The organism is Spirochaetota bacterium (genome assembly GCA_026415295.1).
GTDB lineage: Bacteria > Spirochaetota > JAAYUW01 > JAAYUW01 > JAOAHJ01 > JAOAHJ01.
The window spans coordinates 12,480-31,400 of record JAOAHJ010000015.1 but is presented as its reverse complement, the minus strand read 5'-3'; the positions used below and the strand labels follow the sequence as shown (position 1 = coordinate 31,400).

The 18,921-nt window shown below is 22.5% G+C and carries 16 protein-coding genes; 7 read left to right on the top strand and 9 right to left on the bottom strand.

Annotation, left to right across the window (positions count from 1 at the left end):
- Nucleotides 1-110: 110 nt before the first annotated feature.
- Nucleotides 111-302 carry a 50S ribosomal protein L28 gene (gene rpmB / locus N3A58_03710; protein ID MCX8058503.1) on the bottom strand — a complete coding sequence of 64 codons (192 nt, stop codon included), beginning with the start codon at nucleotides 300-302 and terminating at the stop codon, nucleotides 111-113.
- A gap of 134 nt (nucleotides 303-436) precedes the next feature.
- Here rpmB and N3A58_03705 point away from each other — a divergent pair, with 134 nt between their 5' ends.
- Nucleotides 437-1,996: a hypothetical protein gene (locus N3A58_03705; protein MCX8058502.1), complete on the top strand. Its 1,560-nt coding sequence runs from the start codon at nucleotides 437-439 to the stop codon at nucleotides 1,994-1,996.
- 25 nt (nucleotides 1,997-2,021) lie between these two features.
- Here N3A58_03705 and phoU read toward each other — a convergent pair whose 3' ends face one another.
- From phoU to pstC, 4 genes are all read right to left on the bottom strand, one after another.
- Entirely contained in the window at nucleotides 2,022-2,678 is a 657-nt protein-coding gene (gene phoU / locus N3A58_03700; GenBank protein MCX8058501.1) for a phosphate signaling complex protein PhoU, read from the bottom strand.
- A 90-nt stretch (nucleotides 2,679-2,768) separates the two neighbouring features.
- A complete protein-coding gene (gene pstB / locus N3A58_03695; protein MCX8058500.1) occupies nucleotides 2,769-3,566 on the bottom strand; it encodes a phosphate ABC transporter ATP-binding protein PstB in 798 nt (265 codons plus the stop codon).
- A 63-nt stretch (nucleotides 3,567-3,629) separates the two neighbouring features.
- On the bottom strand, nucleotides 3,630-4,499 hold the full coding sequence (gene pstA / locus N3A58_03690) for a phosphate ABC transporter permease PstA (GenBank protein ID MCX8058499.1): 870 nt from the start codon (nucleotides 4,497-4,499) through the stop codon (nucleotides 3,630-3,632).
- Nucleotides 4,500-4,617: 118 nt separating this feature from the next.
- Entirely contained in the window at nucleotides 4,618-5,496 is an 879-nt protein-coding gene (pstC, locus tag N3A58_03685; protein ID MCX8058498.1) for a phosphate ABC transporter permease subunit PstC, read from the bottom strand.
- Nucleotides 5,497-5,673: 177 nt separating this feature from the next.
- Here pstC and era point away from each other — a divergent pair, with 177 nt between their 5' ends.
- Entirely contained in the window at nucleotides 5,674-6,564 is an 891-nt protein-coding gene (era, locus tag N3A58_03680; GenBank protein ID MCX8058497.1) for a GTPase Era, read from the top strand.
- A 25-nt stretch (nucleotides 6,565-6,589) separates the two neighbouring features.
- Here the strand turns inward: era and N3A58_03675 are convergent, their stop codons facing one another.
- Both N3A58_03675 and N3A58_03670 read right to left on the bottom strand, forming a co-directional pair.
- Entirely contained in the window at nucleotides 6,590-8,878 is a 2,289-nt protein-coding gene (locus N3A58_03675; GenBank protein MCX8058496.1) for a hypothetical protein, read from the bottom strand.
- 173 nt (nucleotides 8,879-9,051) lie between these two features.
- The gene (locus N3A58_03670) at nucleotides 9,052-9,429 is read right to left on the bottom strand and encodes a hypothetical protein (protein ID MCX8058495.1); all 378 of its coding nucleotides are present in this window, start codon (nucleotides 9,427-9,429) and stop codon (nucleotides 9,052-9,054) included.
- A 287-nt stretch (nucleotides 9,430-9,716) separates the two neighbouring features.
- Between N3A58_03670 and N3A58_03665 the strand changes: the two genes are divergently transcribed.
- The 3 genes from N3A58_03665 (at nucleotide 9,717) to N3A58_03655 (ending at nucleotide 13,627) form a co-directional block, all read left to right on the top strand.
- Complete coding sequence (locus N3A58_03665; protein ID MCX8058494.1) at nucleotides 9,717-11,117, top strand: hypothetical protein; 1,401 nt, start codon at nucleotides 9,717-9,719, stop codon at nucleotides 11,115-11,117.
- 201 nt (nucleotides 11,118-11,318) lie between these two features.
- Nucleotides 11,319-12,476: a tetratricopeptide repeat protein gene (locus tag N3A58_03660; GenBank protein ID MCX8058493.1), complete on the top strand. Its 1,158-nt coding sequence runs from the start codon at nucleotides 11,319-11,321 to the stop codon at nucleotides 12,474-12,476.
- 29 nt (nucleotides 12,477-12,505) lie between these two features.
- Nucleotides 12,506-13,627 carry an RsmB/NOP family class I SAM-dependent RNA methyltransferase gene (locus N3A58_03655; GenBank protein ID MCX8058492.1) on the top strand — a complete coding sequence of 374 codons (1,122 nt, stop codon included), beginning with the start codon at nucleotides 12,506-12,508 and terminating at the stop codon, nucleotides 13,625-13,627.
- A gap of 5 nt (nucleotides 13,628-13,632) precedes the next feature.
- Here the strand turns inward: N3A58_03655 and N3A58_03650 are convergent, their stop codons facing one another.
- Both N3A58_03650 and N3A58_03645 read right to left on the bottom strand, forming a co-directional pair.
- Nucleotides 13,633-14,787, bottom strand: coding sequence for a hypothetical protein (locus tag N3A58_03650; GenBank protein ID MCX8058491.1), 1,155 nt, complete (start codon nucleotides 14,785-14,787; stop codon nucleotides 13,633-13,635).
- A 31-nt stretch (nucleotides 14,788-14,818) separates the two neighbouring features.
- Complete coding sequence (locus N3A58_03645; protein MCX8058490.1) at nucleotides 14,819-15,793, bottom strand: hypothetical protein; 975 nt, start codon at nucleotides 15,791-15,793, stop codon at nucleotides 14,819-14,821.
- A gap of 263 nt (nucleotides 15,794-16,056) precedes the next feature.
- On the opposite strand from N3A58_03645, the gene N3A58_03640 reads away from it, so the two are divergent.
- Both N3A58_03640 and N3A58_03635 read left to right on the top strand, forming a co-directional pair.
- Nucleotides 16,057-17,337, top strand: coding sequence for an SLC13 family permease (locus tag N3A58_03640; GenBank protein MCX8058489.1), 1,281 nt, complete (start codon nucleotides 16,057-16,059; stop codon nucleotides 17,335-17,337).
- Between the two features lie 180 nt (nucleotides 17,338-17,517).
- Nucleotides 17,518-18,897 (top strand): GH1 family beta-glucosidase, encoded by a 1,380-nt coding sequence (locus N3A58_03635; GenBank protein MCX8058488.1) that lies wholly within the window; start codon nucleotides 17,518-17,520, stop codon nucleotides 18,895-18,897.
- Nucleotides 18,898-18,921: the final 24 nt, after the last annotated feature.

Here is an 18,921-nt window from a genome sequence, read left to right as displayed (position 1 = left end):
AATTAATTTATAGAAAATTAGAGAAATAATTAATATAAATTTATTTAATTTAGAAATTAAAAAATTAGTAATAGATTAAAAAAAGACAAATTTTATCTAATATTATTTTTTTAAAGAACTTTTTTTACTTTATTCGCTTTTAAACATTTTGAACAAATCTTTATTTTTTTTATTTCTCCATTAATTTCAACTTTAATAGAATGAAGATTAGGTAAAAATTCTCTTAAAGTTCTCTTATGAGACTTTGGATCATTACATCCTGTTATTCTTCTTTTTCCACAAATATCACATACTCTTGACATAAATTAAACCCCATTATAATTCATGTATACCAATGTTAGAATAAAAAAAAAAAAAATAAACATTTTTTTAATCATTTTTTAATTCAATTAAAAAAGAGATTTTAAAATATTAATGTTGATTTTAAAAGGTTATTATGTTAAATTTGATAGAAGATTATAAAGAGGATGCTATGGGTAAAAAATTATTAACTACTTTAATAATAATAGTTTTATTTAGTTTTAAAATTTTCTCATGGGAAGATCATGCTCAGATAACTTATTATTCTTTTGAGAATTCTTATATAGCTAATTATTTGAATAATGAAACAAAAATAAAACCACTTTTTGAATTCATTATTGATAATTTTGATGACCTTGAAAACTTTTTTGTTGATATAAATAAAAAAATATTAAATTCGAAATTTTTTAATGAGGATGATAAAATTAAATTAAAAATAAATTTTAATAAAAAAGATTTAAGTAGTGAGAATTTTATTAATTTTTATATTCAAAATTATGCTAAAGAATATGAAAATAATAAATATTTTAAAGATTTTTTGAATATATTAGTTCAATCGTTGGAATTAAAAGATAAAGTTAAAATTAAAACTTTAATAAAACAAAATCCTTTAAATTTGGAAACAAAATTAATAGATTTTATTGAGAAATATTTTTTATTTTCATTAAAAATTAATACTTCTTATAAAATTAATTATTTTATTAAAAAATATATGAAAAATGGATATAATCACAGTATTTTACTTAATAATAATAGAAGGATTTCTTTTAAAGATATAGCTTTTGTTTATTATCTTAATAGATATCATGAGTTTTATAAAATAAATCTAGGAGAAAAATTAAAAGGAATTGAAATTATTTCAACTGCAACAGATGAACCTGACTATGGTATAGATATTTCTCTTTTTGAGGATAATGGATCTCAATGGGGCCAAATTTATAAACTTGGAAATCAACCTTATGGTAATCCTAAACTTGCTTATGGAACACAAGCTCCATTTCATATGGCTTTTTATCATGAAAGTAATTTATTAACTAAAATTATGCCTGATTTGAAAAGAAGCTATGTGATGTATAGAATTATTATTTTTTCAGAATTAGCAAGATTTTGTTTTTCTAAAGGAGAAGATTATTGGGGATATCGATTTGCAGGGTGGGCATTACATTATATAATGGATATGAGTCAACCATATCATTCTTCTGTTGTCCCTGGCAAAAGTACTTTTTATCTTATATTTGCAGGTATACTTGATACTGTAGGGATAAGATTTTTAAAGAATAATCTTCTCAACGACATAACATATAAACATACATTACTAGAAGCTTTGCAAATGGAATATATAAATAAATATTTGCTGAATAAAAATGATAATATAGGAGAAAATGTTGTATTTAAAAATATTAAAGAAACTATGAATAACTATAACTTTAATTATGAAGCAATAATTGATAAAATAACAAAAGAAGCAAAAAAAGATGGAAAATATACAGATAAAATACTAAATAAACTTATAAAAAATAGAAAAAATTATGAAAATATTTTGGAAATGGTGGAAAATGAGAATTATAATACTTTTGATATTATTTATCCAGAAGATTCAAAGCAATATAAAAATTTTGAAAATCTTTTAGGGAACCTACTTAACAAAGTTTCTAATAATATTAGAATTTATGTTAAATGGCTCCTTAATAAATGATTGTCTTTAAATTTTATAGTAATGTTTATTCTATATTTTCTTTTTTAATATTTTCTCCTTTTACAATATAAATAACATCTTCTGCAATATTTGTTATTAAATCTGCAATCCTTTCAATATTTTTTGATATTTTTTCTATATATAGATAAATTGATACATTTTCTGGATCTTTTTGAATATTTAAAAGTATTTTTGAAAGTATCTTTTTTCTTAAATTATCAACTTTATCATCATCATTTATAATTTTTATACAAAGATCATAATCTTCTTCAACAAATGATTTTATAGAATCATTAAACATTTTAAGGGTAAAGTCATTCATATTTTTTAAATCTTTTGAATAAGCTTCAATTATTTTTGAAAAACTAATTAAAATATGCCCACTTTCAGCTATATGTGTAGCAAGATCTGCTATTCTTTCTAAGTCATTGTTTATTTTATGTATCATTAATATTTTTCTGAGATCTTTTGCTTTTGGTTCATATTTTGCAAGTATGAAAGTTATTTTTTCATCTATAGATACTTCAAAAGAATTTGCCTTATTTTCATCAATTATAACTTTTTTAAGTAAGCTTTCATCTTTTTCTAAAACTCCCTTTATACTTTCATTTAACATTAGATAAGTATGCCTTGTAAAATTTAAGAATTCTTCTTCTAAATTTTTAAATTCGATTTCAAGCATAATTTAATTTCCTTTAAAATTATTTAATTTTATTTTATTGGTTGTTTAATTTTTATTTTTAAAATATTAAAATATTTTATTTTCAAATATTTAACCAAATTTTCCAGTTAAATATTGTTCTGTTCTTTTATCTTTTGGGATAGACATCATAATTTCAGTTTTATCATATTCAATAAGTTCCCCTAAATATAAAAAAGCTGTATAATCAGATATTCTTGCTGCCTGAGCTATATTGTGTGTAACTATAATAATGGTTTGATCTTTTTTCAAATTTTCGATTAATTCTTCTATTTTTTTTGAAGATATTGGATCAAGAGCAGAAGTTGGTTCATCAAAAAGTATTATATAAGGTTTCATTGCAATAGCCCTAGCGATACAAAGTCTTTGTTGTTGTCCACCTGAAAGATTAGTTCCTTTTTGATATAATTTATCTTTAACTTCTTCAAAAAGTCCTACACTTATTAGGGATTCTTCTACAATTCTATCTTTTTCATTCTTTTTAAGTTTTATACCATTCAAAATATAACCGGCAAGTACATTTTCATATATTGTCATTGTTGGGAATGGATTTGGTCTTTGGAATACCATGCCTATATGTCTTCTTAGTTCAATAGGGTCTATATCATAAATATTCTTATCATATAAAAATATTTTTCCAGAAACTTTAGATTGTGGATTAAGTTCACTCATTCTATTTATACACCTTAATAGAGTTGTTTTCCCACAACCTGATGGTCCCATAATAGAAGTAATTTTATTTTTGTAAATTTCGAAAGAAATATTTTTAAGAATTTGACTTTCTCCATACCAAAAGTTTAAATTTGAAATTTTTACAACTGTTTCATTTTTTGTTATATTTTCTTTTTCTTTTAATTCTTCAACTATCATTTTAAGTCCTTATTTTTATATAATTTATTTTTTTATAGTAAAATATAAAAGATAAAAAATTCCTTAAATATTGTGTTTATTTTGACCTATTTTACTAATTATTTTAAATATAAATATAATAATAATTAAAACAAGAGAAGCTCCCCATCCTATCCTTTTCAAATTATCATAAGGACTCATAGCATAATTATATATTAGAAGGGGCAAAGCATGAACAGGTTTAAATGGGTTAAGATTAACAAAAAAATTTCCAAAAGCTGTGAATAAAAGAGGTGCTGATTCTCCAGCTATTCTTGCAACAGAAGTAAGAAATCCGGCTTTGATACCTTCAAGACCTGCAGGAACAATAACCTTTAGAATAGTTTTTTTATATGATACTCCAAGAGAGATAGAAGCTTCTTTATATGTTTCAGGAATTAAACTAAGTATTTCGTCTGTTTGTTTCGTCATAAGTGGGATCATTATTAAGCTTAAAGCAAATCCACCTGCAAAAGCAGAGTATCCTTTAAAAGTTTTGCAGATAAGCTCATATGTAACAATACCAATTATAATGGATGGTATTCCTTGAATAAGATTAATTATAAATTTTGTAATTTTAGCTAGTTTTTTATTTTTATTTTCTGAGAGATATATGCCTGTTAACAGACTTATAGGCAATGATATAAGAGATGCAATAATAATTAAAAGCAATGTTCCTGTTATAGCGTGAATTATTCCGCCACCATCTCCAAAATAATTTGGAAGTTGAGTAAAGAAATTTATATTTAAAGCTTTTATTCCATTTTTAAATATATTGTAAATTATTGAAAATAGAGGAATAGAAAGAGGAATAGAGAAAAAAAATAAAATTACTTGAAAAAACTTATCTTTAAAAGACCTAACTAAAAGCTTTCTTTTTTCTCTCTTAGTTTCTAAAATTTTAATGTTTTCCATAAAATTTGTTATTTGCATATTCATATTATATACTACTTAATTTTTTAATTTAATTATACTAATTAAATTTTGAAAATATTATATTTATTTAATTTTCAAATTATTTTTTGTTAAACTTTTATTGGTATTTTGCTGTATAAACGCCAATACGTTTAATTATAATATTAGCAAGAATATTTATTGCAATATTTACGATAAATAATATTAATGCAAGTTCTATTAAAACGGAAGTATGTAAAGAGGAAGAAGCTTCATTAAATTGATTTGCAATAATAGAAGCTATTGTATTACCAAGATCAAAAACAGTTTTTGGCATTTTAAGGTTATTACCTATTAACATTGTTACTGCCATAGTTTCACCTAAAGCTCTTCCGAAAGCTAGTATAAATCCTGAAAATATTCCTGATTTTGCGTAATTTAATGAAATTTTGGTAATAACTTCATATCTTGTTGCTCCAAGAGAATACGCAGCTTCTTTTATATCTTGTGGAACAAGTTTTATAACTTCTATTGCAATTGAAGTAGCATAGGGAATTATCATAGCTGATAAAACTAAAGAAGCTGTAAATATACCAAGTCCACTTGGATTGTAATTAAAATTTTTTTTAATAAAAGGAACTAGTATAGTTAATCCCCAAAAACCTATAATAACAGATGGAATTGAAGCAAGAAAATCTATCATTGATTTTAATGAATTTCCTATAAAAGTTTTTTCATAATATTCACCAATAAGTATTGATAATGAAAGGGCAAATGGAATACAGAAAATTAAAGCTATAATTGATGTTAAAATTGTACCAGTTAAAAAAACTTTAGCACCATATTTTTCATTTATTGGATTGAAATCTGTTTGAAATAGAAAACTAATCCCTATTTTTTTCAAAGCCTCATAAGATCCTTTAACAAGAGTTATTATTATAACTAAAGCAAATAAAATAATAATGTAGCTTGAATATTTTAAGATATTTTTAAATATTTTATCTTCTCTATTTTCCATTTTAACTCTTTAATAAAACTTAATAAAAATTTTATACAAATATGTTTTGATATAATTAATAATTTGTTAAGAATATGTTAAGTTGATTTTTTAAATTAAATTGACCTTAAATATAAATTTTATTAATTTAATATTAGAAAGTAAATTTAAAATTAGATTGAATATTGGAGAACTTAAATGTCGAAAAAAGCAGGATTTTTAACTATTGTAGGTATTCCAAATGCTGGTAAATCTACTTTAATTAATTTATTGGTGGGTGAGAAAGTGTCAATTGTTTCAGACAAACCTCAAACTACAAGAAGGATGACAAAGGGAATTTTAACAGAAGGTGACAGTCAATTCGTATTTGTTGATACTCCTGGTTTTCATGTATCAAAAAAACTTTTTAACCAATTAATTAATAAAGAAATTGAAGATTCTTTAGAAGCGTGTGATATTACTATTTTTATTACAGACTCTTCAAAAGATATTGAAGATAATGAAAAGAATATATTAAATAAAATATTGTCGTTAAATTCAAAAAAAGTTTTGATTTTTAATAAAATTGATCTTGGTATAAATGAGTCAAAGAAAGAGTTTTTATTAAAAAGTGTTAAAGTAAATTGGGATAAAATTTTTTATACTTCACTTATAAAAGATTTTGAAGTAAAAAGCTTTTTAAATGACTTAAAACCTTTTTTGAAAGATGTAGCTCAATTTTATTATGATCCAGATCTATTAACTGATATGAATGACAAGAGTTTTTGTGAGGATGTCATTTTAGAAAAAATTTATCATATTACGTACCAAGAGGTGCCTTATTCTACATATGTTGAAATTATTATTTTTAAAGAAACGGAAGAAAAAATTGAAATTGAGGCAAATGTTTGCGTTGAAAGGGATAGCCAAAAAAGTATTTTAATTGGCAAAGGTGGAGAAATGATTAAAAAAATAAGAATTCTCTCAGAAAAGGAACTATCAGATATTTACGGTAAAAAGGTCAAAATTAATCTTTTTGTCAAAGTTGATAAAAATTGGTCTAAAAATAAACAAGTAATAAAAGGGTTAGGTTATTTTAATAAAATTTAATTTTTAGATATTTTTACATTAAATATTATTTTTTTATATTTCTATTATTGTTTAAAAAATTTTCATAAATTTTTGATAAAATTTTGTCTTTTAAGATTAAATAATCTTTATCAAGATTTTCGTAGATTATTTCATATGAACTATTTATGGGTTGTCCTTTATTATTAAAATAAAATAACAATTTATATAGTCCAAATTTATCAACACTTTTAGAACTAATTCCATCATCTAAATAAATTATTGCTTCATATTGTCCATTTTTATCTGGGTTTCCAATTGAAAAAAAATTTTCAATTTCAAATATATTTTTAACCTGTTTAATATTTTCTGTTAAAATTAAACCTTTGCCTTTTTTTATATAAATTTTAATATCATCGATATTAAATTCGTCAAAATTATACTTTTCTAAAAAATATGATTTTAGTTTATTAAATTTATCAAATAAATTAAATGGATCGAATAAAAAAGTTTCCCCTATTAGTACTATATTCTCAAAAATTTCATCAATTAATTTTTCACTTAATTTAAATAAAATCCTATTTTCAAAAATTTCATAGTAAGAATTATAAAAAGATAATAAAGGTTGTAAATATGGTCTTTTATAAAAAGTAGATTCCATATATAAAGAGTATATAGATGGTAAAAATTTGTATCTTAGATTAATAATTTTTCTTAATTGTTCTTTTGTTTTATGATCAAAGATAAAAATTTCTCTTCTTTTTGAAAAAATACTACTATGATTTCTGTAGAGTGGATGAAACAATGATGCCTTAAACCAATCTATTAAAAGCTTATTGTTTAATTTCCCCCAAAATCCTCCTATGTCAGTTCCTGAAAACATAGTACCACATAGTGATAAAGAAATTATTTGCTGAAATCCAATTTTTAAATGTTTAAAGCATGATCTATTATCTCCTGTCCAATTTCCAGAAAATCTACCTTGAAAAGTATAACCTGCTCTTGAAAAAAGCATAGGTCTTTTCCCTTTTTCAATGTAAGCTTCTAAAGTTGATTTTGCTTGGAAATAAGGATAAATGTTATGTACTAGTTTTTCTTCAATTCCATCTGATGTAATAGTTTTTTTTGGAAGTGTTTTGTTTTCTGAACTAAATACAGAAGGTTCATTCATATCAAGCCAGCAATCATAAGTTTTAGAATATTCACACCAATTTTTAATTAAATCTTTCCATAATATTTGAGCTTTCTGATTAGTAAAATCAAAAAAAATACAATATCCAGGCCAAACTTTTCCTTTAAATGGTTGTCCTTCAATTGTCTTGATGTAAGCTCCAGACTCAAGAAGTTTTTGAGATTCTATAGATCCATCTTTGATTCCAGCATCTATTATAGGGATAATAAAAATATTTTTAGAATAAGCATAATCGATAAATTGTTTAAATTTCATTTCATTTCCAAATCTATCAGAGATAGTGAAGTTTTTATAATCCTCCATATAATCTATGTCAAGGCATATATTTGAAATAGGGAAATCTTCTTTAAGATGACTTTCTAAGATTTCCTTAACTTCATCTAAGGATTTTAATCCCCATCTACTATGAGTATAACCAAAAGCATGAAATGGAGGTTTATAAAAGTCTTTTTGAATTAAATATAATGTTTTGATTGCATCATAAAGATTTTGATGAATAGAAATAAGAATATTAAAATTATCGGATGGAATTAAAATATTTATTTTATCTTTTTGAGATCTACCAAAATCATATCTTATAAATCCTGGGAAATCAATAATAAACAAAATAGTAAAGTTTTTATTTACTAAGTAGAAAATGTTTGAAGTTGAGTATAAATGATCGGAAAAATAAGAATGGAAAAAATTATCTGTATTAAAATTATCAAAAACTTTTCTTTTTCTATTAAAATTAGAAAATTTAAGCCCAAGTCCATAAATTTTGTCAGTTTTAGAATTATATTTAACAGAAAAGATAAATTCATTTGTTTTAGGATTTTTGTAAATTTCTAATTTATTTTTATAAAAATTTTCTATGTATTCTAAAATATTATTAAAACTTTTGTCCAATTTTATACTTTTAATTGAATCAAAATTTTTATTTGATGAATAATGATTTGGATTAAAAACATCATTTATTAAATATTCTTCATTTAATAAAAAAAGATTTGATAAATTTTTTTTTAAATTTATTTTGTCAATTAAATTAATGAATATAAAATTCTTTAAAATTTTGCCATTTATATCAACTTTTGTGAAGTTTTTAGTAATTTTTACTCTTTTAATTAAATTTCTGTAAAATATTTTTATATAATTAAATATAAATTTTAAAATTTCTAAAATCATATTTTTCCCCTTATTAAAATTTTAAATATTTTTTTGATTTATTTGTTAAATAAAAATAATATCAATATTTTCAGATTCTAAATAAATCTATAGATGATTCTACAAATGTGAATAAAGTATAAAAAATTATTGATATAAATAATAATATTAAAATAATTATTTTTGAACTTTTTTTAAAATTCAATTTTATCAATATCCTTTTTAATATTAAGACAGAAATAAGCTAATAAAAATAAAATAAAAAAAGACCATATAAGTTCTATAGTCATAGAGTTTATAACACCAGTTAAGCCAGGAAGTATATACCAACTTATAATGATTAATAGTAGGTTTATAATTGTTATTAAAGACCTACTATATAAATTGAATTCTATTTTATTATAAATTAAAAATTTAATAATATTTGTAAAAAACATTGCCCAAAATGAAATCTTTAAATGAGAAAAAACAGATTCATCTTTTCCTGAGAAAATTGCAATAAAGAGAAGTTTAGTCCATTTATAAAGAAAATGAATTATAACAAAAAAAATGATATATATAAATAGCTTCATGTTTTTATTCCTAATATCTCCTTTTATTAAATAATCTTAAAATTCACTATAAAATAATTATAAACTAATTTTATTTAAAATAAAAATTAAAAAATATTTTTTTATTAATTTAATATTAACTAAAAATTTTAATTATTTTAAACTAAATTTTTAGGCAAATAATATTGTTAATAAAAATATATTAAATATTTAATTTTATAAGAAATTTAAAAAAAATATTTTTAAATTTTAGTTAAATACTATGTTTTATTTTTGATTTTTAAAAATTTTGTGTTATTTATTTTTATATGAAATTAAAGTTAAAATATATTCTTGCATTTCTGATTATTTATTTATTGGCTTCTATAAGTTTGACTATATATTTGACAAATAGAAACCAAAAAATTCTTATTAAGCAAGCAAATGATAATTTTCAAAATTTATTAGTTGTTATTGGAAGGACTATAGCTTCTCCACTTGTTACCTTTAGAACAGTTAAGTTAGATGAAATAACTATTTCAGAAACAAGAAGAGAGATTCTTGAATCAAAAAAGAATGAAAATAAGTTTGAAGATTTAGTTGATATTATTATTTTTGATAAAAATGGGTTACTTGCTTTTCCATCCAAGTTAGATCAAATAAATGTTTATATACCATCTGAAGTATTAGAAGGCGCATCATTGGCTTCTTCTATATTAAATAAAATGAGTGGGAATTTAAATTTCTATTCTTTTTTTTACAATCATAATACACACAATTATGGAATTTTAATTTATAAAGTTCCATTTATTTGGGGTGGAGGGGTTACTTATCAAGGTTATGTTGCTACAATTATATCTTATGATAGAATTTATAGGGAGCAAAACTGGCTCAGAATAAGTGCTATATTAATAAACATTTTGTTTTTAACAATTGCTATTTTGTTTATATGGTTAATGACACTTATTTTAACAAGGAGAATTTATATTTTGATAAATGCGGTTCAAGGTTTATCAAGAGGTGAATTTATTAAAGTTAAACCCAAAGGTAAAGATGAACTTGAAGATCTTATGATTGAGTTTAATAAGATGTTGGATGCTATTAAAGAAAGAAAAATACTTGGTTCATATGTTTCAGAAACAACTTTAGAAATGATTAAAAAATCAGCTTCTTTGTCAGAAAAGAGTACAGAAAAAGTTGCAAGTATAAACATAGAACCCTCATATCAAGAATTTACTATTTTTTTCTCTGATATTAGAGGTTTTACTTCATATTCAGAGAATCATTCTCCTGAACAAGTAATGAGGATATTAAATGAAATTCTTGATTATCAGGTAGGAATAATAAAAAAGTATGAAGGTGATATTGATAAATTTATTGGTGATTCAATTATGGCAATATTTAAAGGTGAAAAAAAAGAGATAAATGCTTTAAAAGCTTCTTTTGAGATTTTGAAAAATTACCCTTTCAGTGAAATAAAAATTGGTATTGGCATTTGTAGTGGAAGGGTCATTGTAGGCAATATTGGAGGTTCTGAAAGAAAAGAAATTGCAACAATAGGTGATATAGTTAATACCGCTTCAAGATTATGTGGTATAGCTGAGAAGAATGAAATGGTTGTTTCTGAAGAAACTTACAAAAATGCTAAAGTTTCAGGTTTTGAAGGACCTGAATTTGTTTCAGTAAAAGGTAAAAGTAAACCTATTCCAGTATATAGAAAAAAAGTTTAAAAAATATTTTTTCTTAGCCTTTTTAGTGAATAATTAATTTTTCTTTTTTATTAGTCTGTATCTATAAATATTAGTAAAATATTTAATAAGTGAATTTGTTAATTTGATAAAATTATAAAGTTAATAAGTTTATTTATTTTAAAAAATATTTTATATTAATTTTGTTTGTATATTATTATACAACTATAGGGAGGGATTATTATGAAATATGAAAAATATAATAGTTTTTTATATTACCTTTTCTTTATTATTATAATTTTTATTATTTTATTTACTTTTGATTCTTGTAAACTTTATTCAAATTATACAAAAATTGATTCTACTTATGTTGAAAAAGCGGGGAAAGAATTTCCAGAATATAATTCAAGTATTGCGTATGATGATCCCTTCGAATTTCTTACCGCAGAAGACATTTATCAGATGATTTTAGATACTGCCATTTCTATGTATAGACAAGCATTAAATAATACTGATTTTGACCTTTTGCAAAAATCGGGTGAATATTTTTTTTATGTTTATGCAAGAACAGGATCCGATTTAGCAAAAGAATATTTATTAAAAATTAGGGATTTTAAAGAGAAAAAACTTAAGGAGTATATAAATCTTGCAAAAAATTATGAAAAGAAGAAGGATTTATTGACAGCAGCTATCTTTTGGGGTAGAGTTTTGAAACTTGATAAAAATAACAAAGAAGCAAAAGAATTTTTTAATAAGAATCGAGATTTAATAAAAAAAGAAATAGACAAATATTTAGTAAATTCAGAAAATTTAATTTCTAAAAATAAATTTTCTGATGCAGATAAGCTTTTACAAACAGTTCTTTTACTTGATCCAGAGAATATTAAAGCAAAAGAGTTATTAAATAAAATAGATGAGGAAAAAAAGAAATTAGCTGAAGCTAACTTTAAAAGGGGTGTAGATGCTTTTAATAAAAAGGATTATGAAAATGCAAGAAAGTTTTTTAAGCAAGCATTAGATTATGGTTACAATAAAAATAAAGTAAATGAATATATAGTAAAAATTGATATTATATTAAATGCTGAGAAACTGTATCAATCAGTGCTTGATTTTATGAAAAAAGAAGACTATTTTAATGCAGCAAAATCTGCTCAAGAACTTATGAAACTGGATTCAAGTTATAAAGATATAAAAGAATTATATCAAAAAATAAAAGATAAGATAGCTTCCAAAATTGAAGAAATGTACGGTAAAGCAGTTGACCTTTTTAATCAAAAAATGTATCAAGAAGCTTTAGATTTATTTAAACAAATATCACAATATGATCCAAATTATAAAGATATAGAAGATTATATCGAAGCTTGTAAAGCTAAAATTGAAGCTTTAACTGGACAGGGTTAATAAAATTTAGTCTAAATAGCTTATATATTATGCTTTCAAAAAAGGAACTTTACAATATTCTTCCGAAGGACTTAATATTTATTTTATATAATGCTTTTGAGCCTTCAGTTTATAATAAAATATTAAATTCATTTAGAATAAAAAGACCTACAACTTTTAGAGTGAATTTATTAAAAAGCACAAGAAATGAAATAATAGATATCTTAAAAAAAGGCAGTGATAAATTCAAAGAATATCCTCTAATCCGAGATTCTTTTATTTTTAATGAAAATATTGATAAAAAAATTCTAAATGAATCTATAGTTAAAGAAGGAAAAATATATTTGCAGAGTTTATCTAGTATGTTACCAGTTTTAATTTTAAAACCTAATATAGGTGAAAAAATACTTGATTTAGCAGCTGCTCCAGGTTCAAAAACTTCTCAAATAGCTTCAATGACTGATAATCTTGCTATAATAGATTCAGTAGAACCAAATTATATAAGGTTTGAAAGATTAAAGCATAATATTGAGCTTCTTGGAGTTAAAAATATAAATCTATATAATTTAAATGGAGAAGATTTTTTTAAATTATTAAAAGAAAGATTTACAAAAAATAAAAATTTTGAAATTTATGATAAAATTCTTTTTGATGCACCATGTTCTGGTGAAGGTAAAGTAAACTTTCTGGATAAAAATAGTTATAAATTTTATAAAATAAAAAATCTTAAAAAATTTCAAAAAACCCAAATTAATTTGATAGAGGGGAGTTTTAACTACTTAAAAAAAGGTGGTGTATTAATATATTCAACATGTACATTAAATCCTTATGAAAATGAACAAGTTATAGATATTTTTTTGAATAAATTTGGGAAATTTGCTCAAATAGAAAAAATTGATTCATGTTATTATAATTTGCCTAATATAATAAAACCGATTGAAAAATTTGCAAATTTAGATTATTTAATGTCAGAATTTGGTAATTTATTTGAAGAAAAAAATTTTAAATTTGAGAGAGAGGATGATTTTTATACTTTTATGGAAAATTTTAAAATAAAAAAAAGTATAGTTTTTGATAAAATAAATAATTATCATGAAATAGAAAAATGTTTAAAAATTATTCCTGGTGATCTTTTTGAGGGTTTTTTTATATGTAAAATAAGAAAAATTTAAAAATTTTATAATTTATATTTAAATATTTCTTTTAAATCTGAAAGATCCAAAATAACAAAGTAAAAATTACTTTTATCTTTAAAATAGTTGTATGATATATAGTAGATTAAATTCTTTTCAATTTTTAATATTGAATAAATAGAAGATATTTCTAAATTATCTAATTTTTTATTTTTAAAATTTATTTCTTTAAATTTTAAAATTTCTTCAATGTTAACACTGTGTAAAAAACAATTATTTTTATTATCAATAATTTGGAAAAAAATTTTATCATTGTAAAAAAATGTTTTTGAAAAGAGATTATACGATAAGTTTAATATCTTTAAATTACACAATATTTTATTATTGATTATGGTATCTTTTAATTTATATCTGTGTTCATTATTGAGAATTAGGTCTATGTTTTTATATAAATATTCCTTTAATGTATCACAATCTAATAAATAAATTTCGTTATTTAAGTTAAGATTATTTGCTGTGCTTGTATTTAAAATAACTAAATTCTTATTTCCATAGTTAAAACTATTGATTTTTAAAAAGTTTGAATTTTTGGTAGTTGAAAAAATTTTTATATTTTTAAAAGTTTTTAATTCAATTATATTTAATTCTAAAAATTTAGAATCAATAGAATTTGATGAATAAAAAATAAAATTATCTGATAAATCTATGTCATTTATAATTTCTTTAATAAAAAGAGTGTTTAATTTTTTGATTTTAAAATTAATTGAAGTATTTTTATTAAGAAAATTTTTATTTTTTGTAATAAATTCTAGATTAAATATTTCAAACCTGTAAGAATTATTAATTGATTTGCTATAATCTATTGTGATCAAAAAATTAGTATTAAAGTAAACATTTGTGCAATTAAATTCTTTAATTTTTTCAATTTTTTTATCTTTAAAATTAAAAAATAAAATTTCTTTGATATTGCTATTGTTCCTTGGTACTTTTACAGATATGAAACCATAATTTAAATATAAAATGTTTGAGAGGAAATAACCATCTATATTAAAAATGGTTTTAATCTCTTTCGAATTTAAATTAAATGAGTAAATATTATTATTACATGAGAAAAAAAATTCCCCCATCTTTTCTTGATAGGGGAATGTAAATATGCTTACAAAAACTACAATTAAAATAGAAATAAAAAATTTTTTCATAGTTTAAATTAATTTTTAAAAATCGATACATTTAGTATTTTCTTATTTTTTCATAAATTTTTTGAACAAGAGGAGATAAATAAATTTCTTCAGCTAAAACTATATTATACTTTGCGTAATTAATATACTCATTTAACTTTTGTTGAGCTTTAGCTTTATCGTAAAAATAAACAGTAAAATAATATGTTTTAACAGCATTATATAAACCAGATTTAGTCCAATCTATAAGAGAAGAATTAGAATCTAAGTCTATTCCTAGAATATTATAAAGTCTCCATACAACTTTTGTACAATACCAGTAATAGTTATCATCTTTTGTTACAATCTGAGCAACATTAACATAGCTTTTAAAGAATCCATATTGCATATTTGTGTTTTCAGGTTTACAATAATAATGCATTGCATTTTGAGCATTATTTAAAGAGGTTTGATTTACATTGTTTTTAAGTTTTAAAACAGTTACATTGACTTTAGACATCCAATCATAAGCTGTTTCATATCCAGCACCTTTTGCTACAGCTGTTTGAATACAAGGAACTTGTAAATTTGATGGATCAAACTTATTTAAATCAAGAGCTCCTCCATGATAATATTTTCCAGGGGTTGATAGAGGGGCAATGTAAGCTATAACAGTAGAAACAGGGTCTGAGCTTCCTCCACTTAAATAAATAGCCCCATCAATGTCAAATGGCAAGTCAGTTAAAAGAGGATAATTATTATTATTGCCAGAAAATCTATTTAAGTTTTCTGTTTTCAACTTTCTAAAATCAGAAGAAAGATTAGAATTATATTTTGAATCAAACTCATTCAAATAATTCTCAAGATCATTTAAGGATGTTGGATCATTGTAAACAACGGCTTTTTCATAAATTTCAAAAAGTTTTGATATTTCCTTATTTAGTTCATTATATTCTTGATTCTCCGAAGAAAATCCCTGAAATTGACAAGAAAAATAAGTAAAAAAAATTACTATACTAAAAAAAATAAAGATCTTTTTTAAATTCATAATTCACTCCAGGATTTTTATAAAAATTTATATAACTGTAATAATTTTAAACAATAATTAAATAATTTCAATATTTATTTAAATAATTAACAAATAATTATAAATGATAAAATATTTTTAATTTTTTCAAAATTTGATAAATTTATTGATTTTTAAAAGTTTAATATTATTTTCTTTTATAATGTTATTTTGATTTTTAATAATAAATGTTTTTATTTAGTCATATAAAATTTTTTTTATATTGAATTATTAATGGAGGATAAATGAGCACTAAATTAATTACTCTTATAATTTTGGTTTTAACTTATATTTTAATAATTATTTTTTCTAAGAAAAAAGCTTATATAACTATTTTTTTTAGTCTTTTTTTAATTTTTATAGGTGCAATTAAATTTAATGAAGCAATTTTTTATTTTATTAATTGGAATGTTTTAATGATTTACATTGGAACACTTATTCTTGCAGATCTATTTATATATTCTAAAGTGCCAATGACTTTTGCAGATAATATTGTCAACAAATCAAAAACAGCAGGACTTGCTATAGTTTTTTTATGTATTTTAACAGGAATAATCTCAATTTTTGTTGAAAATGTTGCAACAGTTCTTGTAGTTGCACCTCTTGCTTTTGATATTGCCAAAAAACTAAAAATTTCTCCAGTTCCTATATTGATAAGTATAGCAGTTTCTTCTAATTTACAGGGAACAGCAACACTTGTTGGTGATCCACCTTCAATGATATTTGCAGGTTATGCCGGATTGAGTTTTAATGATTTCTTTTTTTATAAAGGTAGACCATCTATTTTTTTTATAGTTCAAGCAGGGGCTTTAGCTTCAATAATTTATCTTCTTTCTATTTTTAGAAAATATAAAAATAAAGAGATTCAGGAGGAAGTTGTAAAGCCTTTAACTTATATTCCATTTATGTTACTTATTATAATGGTGTTTGGACTTGCTGTTATATCTTTTTTAGAGAAAGGGTTTACAATAAAAAGTGGTATATGGTGTATGATTGTTGGAACTATTGGTTTATTTTGGTTTTTATTATTTAGAAGCAAAGATATTGCCCAAACATTTGATATTATTAAGAAACTTGATTGGGAAACAATTATATTTTTAATAGGAATTTTTGTAATAATAGGAGCAGTTTCAAAAGTTGGTTTGCTTGATGATCTTGCAAAGATATTTTTAAATACTTTTAGTAAAAGTCCAGTTTTAAATTTTTTAATTATAACTTTTGTTTCAATGATTTTATCTGGTTTTATAGATAATGTTCCTTATATTATAATTATGCTGCCTGTAGTAGAAAAAATAGCATTAGCTAATGGAATAAATCCATTTTTATTATATTCAGGTCTTCTTGTAGGTTCCTGCCTTGGAGGTAATATTACACCATTTGGTGCTTCTGCAAATATTGTTTCTGTTGGATTACTGAAAAAAGAAGGATATCATGTAAACTTTTTTGATTTTTTAAAAATAGGTTTACCTTTTACTTTGATTTCAACAGCTATGGCTTCTTTGGTAGCTTTAATAATATTTTTTTAATTGTTTTAATTTTTTTTATAAAAATATAGGTTTTTATTTTTGTATTAAAATATTTAAAAAATAATTTTATCCTATTGAATTTGAAAAAAAATAAATTATATTACCATCGATATTTAATTATGTTATAACTTGTTTTATTAAATGTAGACATTTTTTTAAGGTTTAAAAAGGAGAAAAGTGATGAATAGAATAACTTTTCCAGATAAATTTATTTGGGGAACTGCAACTGCATCCTATCAAATAGAGGGAGCTTGGAATGAAGATGGGAAAGGTTTATCAATATGGGATGTTTTTGCACATAATCCTTCTAATATTGCAGATGGTTCAAACGGTGATATAGCTTGTGATCATTATCATAGGTATGAAGAAGATATTGATATAATGGATAAATTACATTATGATGCTTATAGATTTTCAATTTCATGGCCTAGAATTTTTCCTCAAGGTAAAGGCCAGATAAATGAAAAAGGGGTTGACTTTTATGATAGGTTGATTGATCTTTTATTAAAAAAAGGTATTAAACCATTTGTAACAATTTTTCATTGGGATTTACCATTTGAATTACAAAAAAATGGAGGTTTTTTAGACAGAAATATTTCAGATTATTTTGCTGATTATGTCTCTTTTTTGATTAAAAAATTTGGTGATAGAGTAGAGTATTGGATTACTCTTAATGAACCATATATTTTTTCTGTTTTAGGGCATTTTACTGGTGAACATGCTCCAGGGATTAAATCACTACCTTCTTTTTTTATTTCAACACATAATTTGTTGCTATCACATGGAAAAGGAGTTATTGCTGCAAAAAGTATAAATAATAAAATAAAAATAGGTATAACTAATAATAATTCCCCTATTGTTCATATAAAGGAGATACTTGGAGAAGAACTTTCTTTAAAAGATATAAAAGCTAAGAAATTTGCTAATGCAATATTTAATACTATGTATCTCGATCCAATATTCTATGGGAAATATCCTTCAGAGGTAGTGTCTTTTATAAAATTATTTAATAAAAAATTATGTTTGGGAAAAGATTTAGAGATAATTAGTCAAAAAATAGATTTTCTAGGAGTTAATAATTATTCAAGAACTGTTATTAAAACAATAAAAAATCCTTTATTTAAATTTAAAGTTGAAGACCCTGTAGGTAAGGATTGGGCAAAAGATTTGACTGAAATGAAATGGGAAATTGTACCAGATGCATTTTACGATATTCTTAAATTTTTATGGGAAAACTATTGTAAAAAAGCAAATATTCCTATTTTTGTTACAGAAAATGGAGCAGCTTTTGATGATAAAGTTGAAAATGGAAAAATTAATGATTATAGAAGAATTGAATATTTAAAAAATTATATAAAATCTATGAAAAAATTAATGGATGAAGGAGGTGACATTAGGGGATATTTTGTATGGAGTTTTATGGATAATTTTGAATGGGCTCATGGCAAAAAGAAAAGGTTTGGATTGGTTTATATTGATTATGAAACACAAAATAGAATTATTAAAGAAAGTGGTTATTGGTATTCTAAATTGTGCAAAGAACATGGATTTATTGATTAATAAAATAAAAAAAAATAGAGGAGT

Coding starts and splice junctions, on each gene's coding strand:
- rpmB (MCX8058503.1), bottom strand. CDS start 302: ATGTCAAGAGTATGTGATATTTGTGGAAAAAGAAGAATAACAGGATGT.
- N3A58_03705 (MCX8058502.1), top strand. CDS start 437: ATGTTAAATTTGATAGAAGATTATAAAGAGGATGCTATGGGTAAAAAA.
- phoU (MCX8058501.1), bottom strand. CDS start 2,678: ATGCTTGAAATCGAATTTAAAAATTTAGAAGAAGAATTCTTAAATTTT.
- pstB (MCX8058500.1), bottom strand. CDS start 3,566: ATGATAGTTGAAGAATTAAAAGAAAAAGAAAATATAACAAAAAATGAA.
- pstA (MCX8058499.1), bottom strand. CDS start 4,499: ATGGAAAACATTAAAATTTTAGAAACTAAGAGAGAAAAAAGAAAGCTT.
- pstC (MCX8058498.1), bottom strand. CDS start 5,496: ATGGAAAATAGAGAAGATAAAATATTTAAAAATATCTTAAAATATTCA.
- era (MCX8058497.1), top strand. CDS start 5,674: ATGTCGAAAAAAGCAGGATTTTTAACTATTGTAGGTATTCCAAATGCT.
- N3A58_03675 (MCX8058496.1), bottom strand. CDS start 8,878: ATGATTTTAGAAATTTTAAAATTTATATTTAATTATATAAAAATATTT.
- N3A58_03670 (MCX8058495.1), bottom strand. CDS start 9,429: ATGAAGCTATTTATATATATCATTTTTTTTGTTATAATTCATTTTCTT.
- N3A58_03665 (MCX8058494.1), top strand. CDS start 9,717: ATGAAATTAAAGTTAAAATATATTCTTGCATTTCTGATTATTTATTTA.
- N3A58_03660 (MCX8058493.1), top strand. CDS start 11,319: ATGAAATATGAAAAATATAATAGTTTTTTATATTACCTTTTCTTTATT.
- N3A58_03655 (MCX8058492.1), top strand. CDS start 12,506: ATGCTTTCAAAAAAGGAACTTTACAATATTCTTCCGAAGGACTTAATA.
- N3A58_03650 (MCX8058491.1), bottom strand. CDS start 14,787: ATGAAAAAATTTTTTATTTCTATTTTAATTGTAGTTTTTGTAAGCATA.
- N3A58_03645 (MCX8058490.1), bottom strand. CDS start 15,793: ATGAATTTAAAAAAGATCTTTATTTTTTTTAGTATAGTAATTTTTTTT.
- N3A58_03640 (MCX8058489.1), top strand. CDS start 16,057: ATGAGCACTAAATTAATTACTCTTATAATTTTGGTTTTAACTTATATT.
- N3A58_03635 (MCX8058488.1), top strand. CDS start 17,518: ATGAATAGAATAACTTTTCCAGATAAATTTATTTGGGGAACTGCAACT.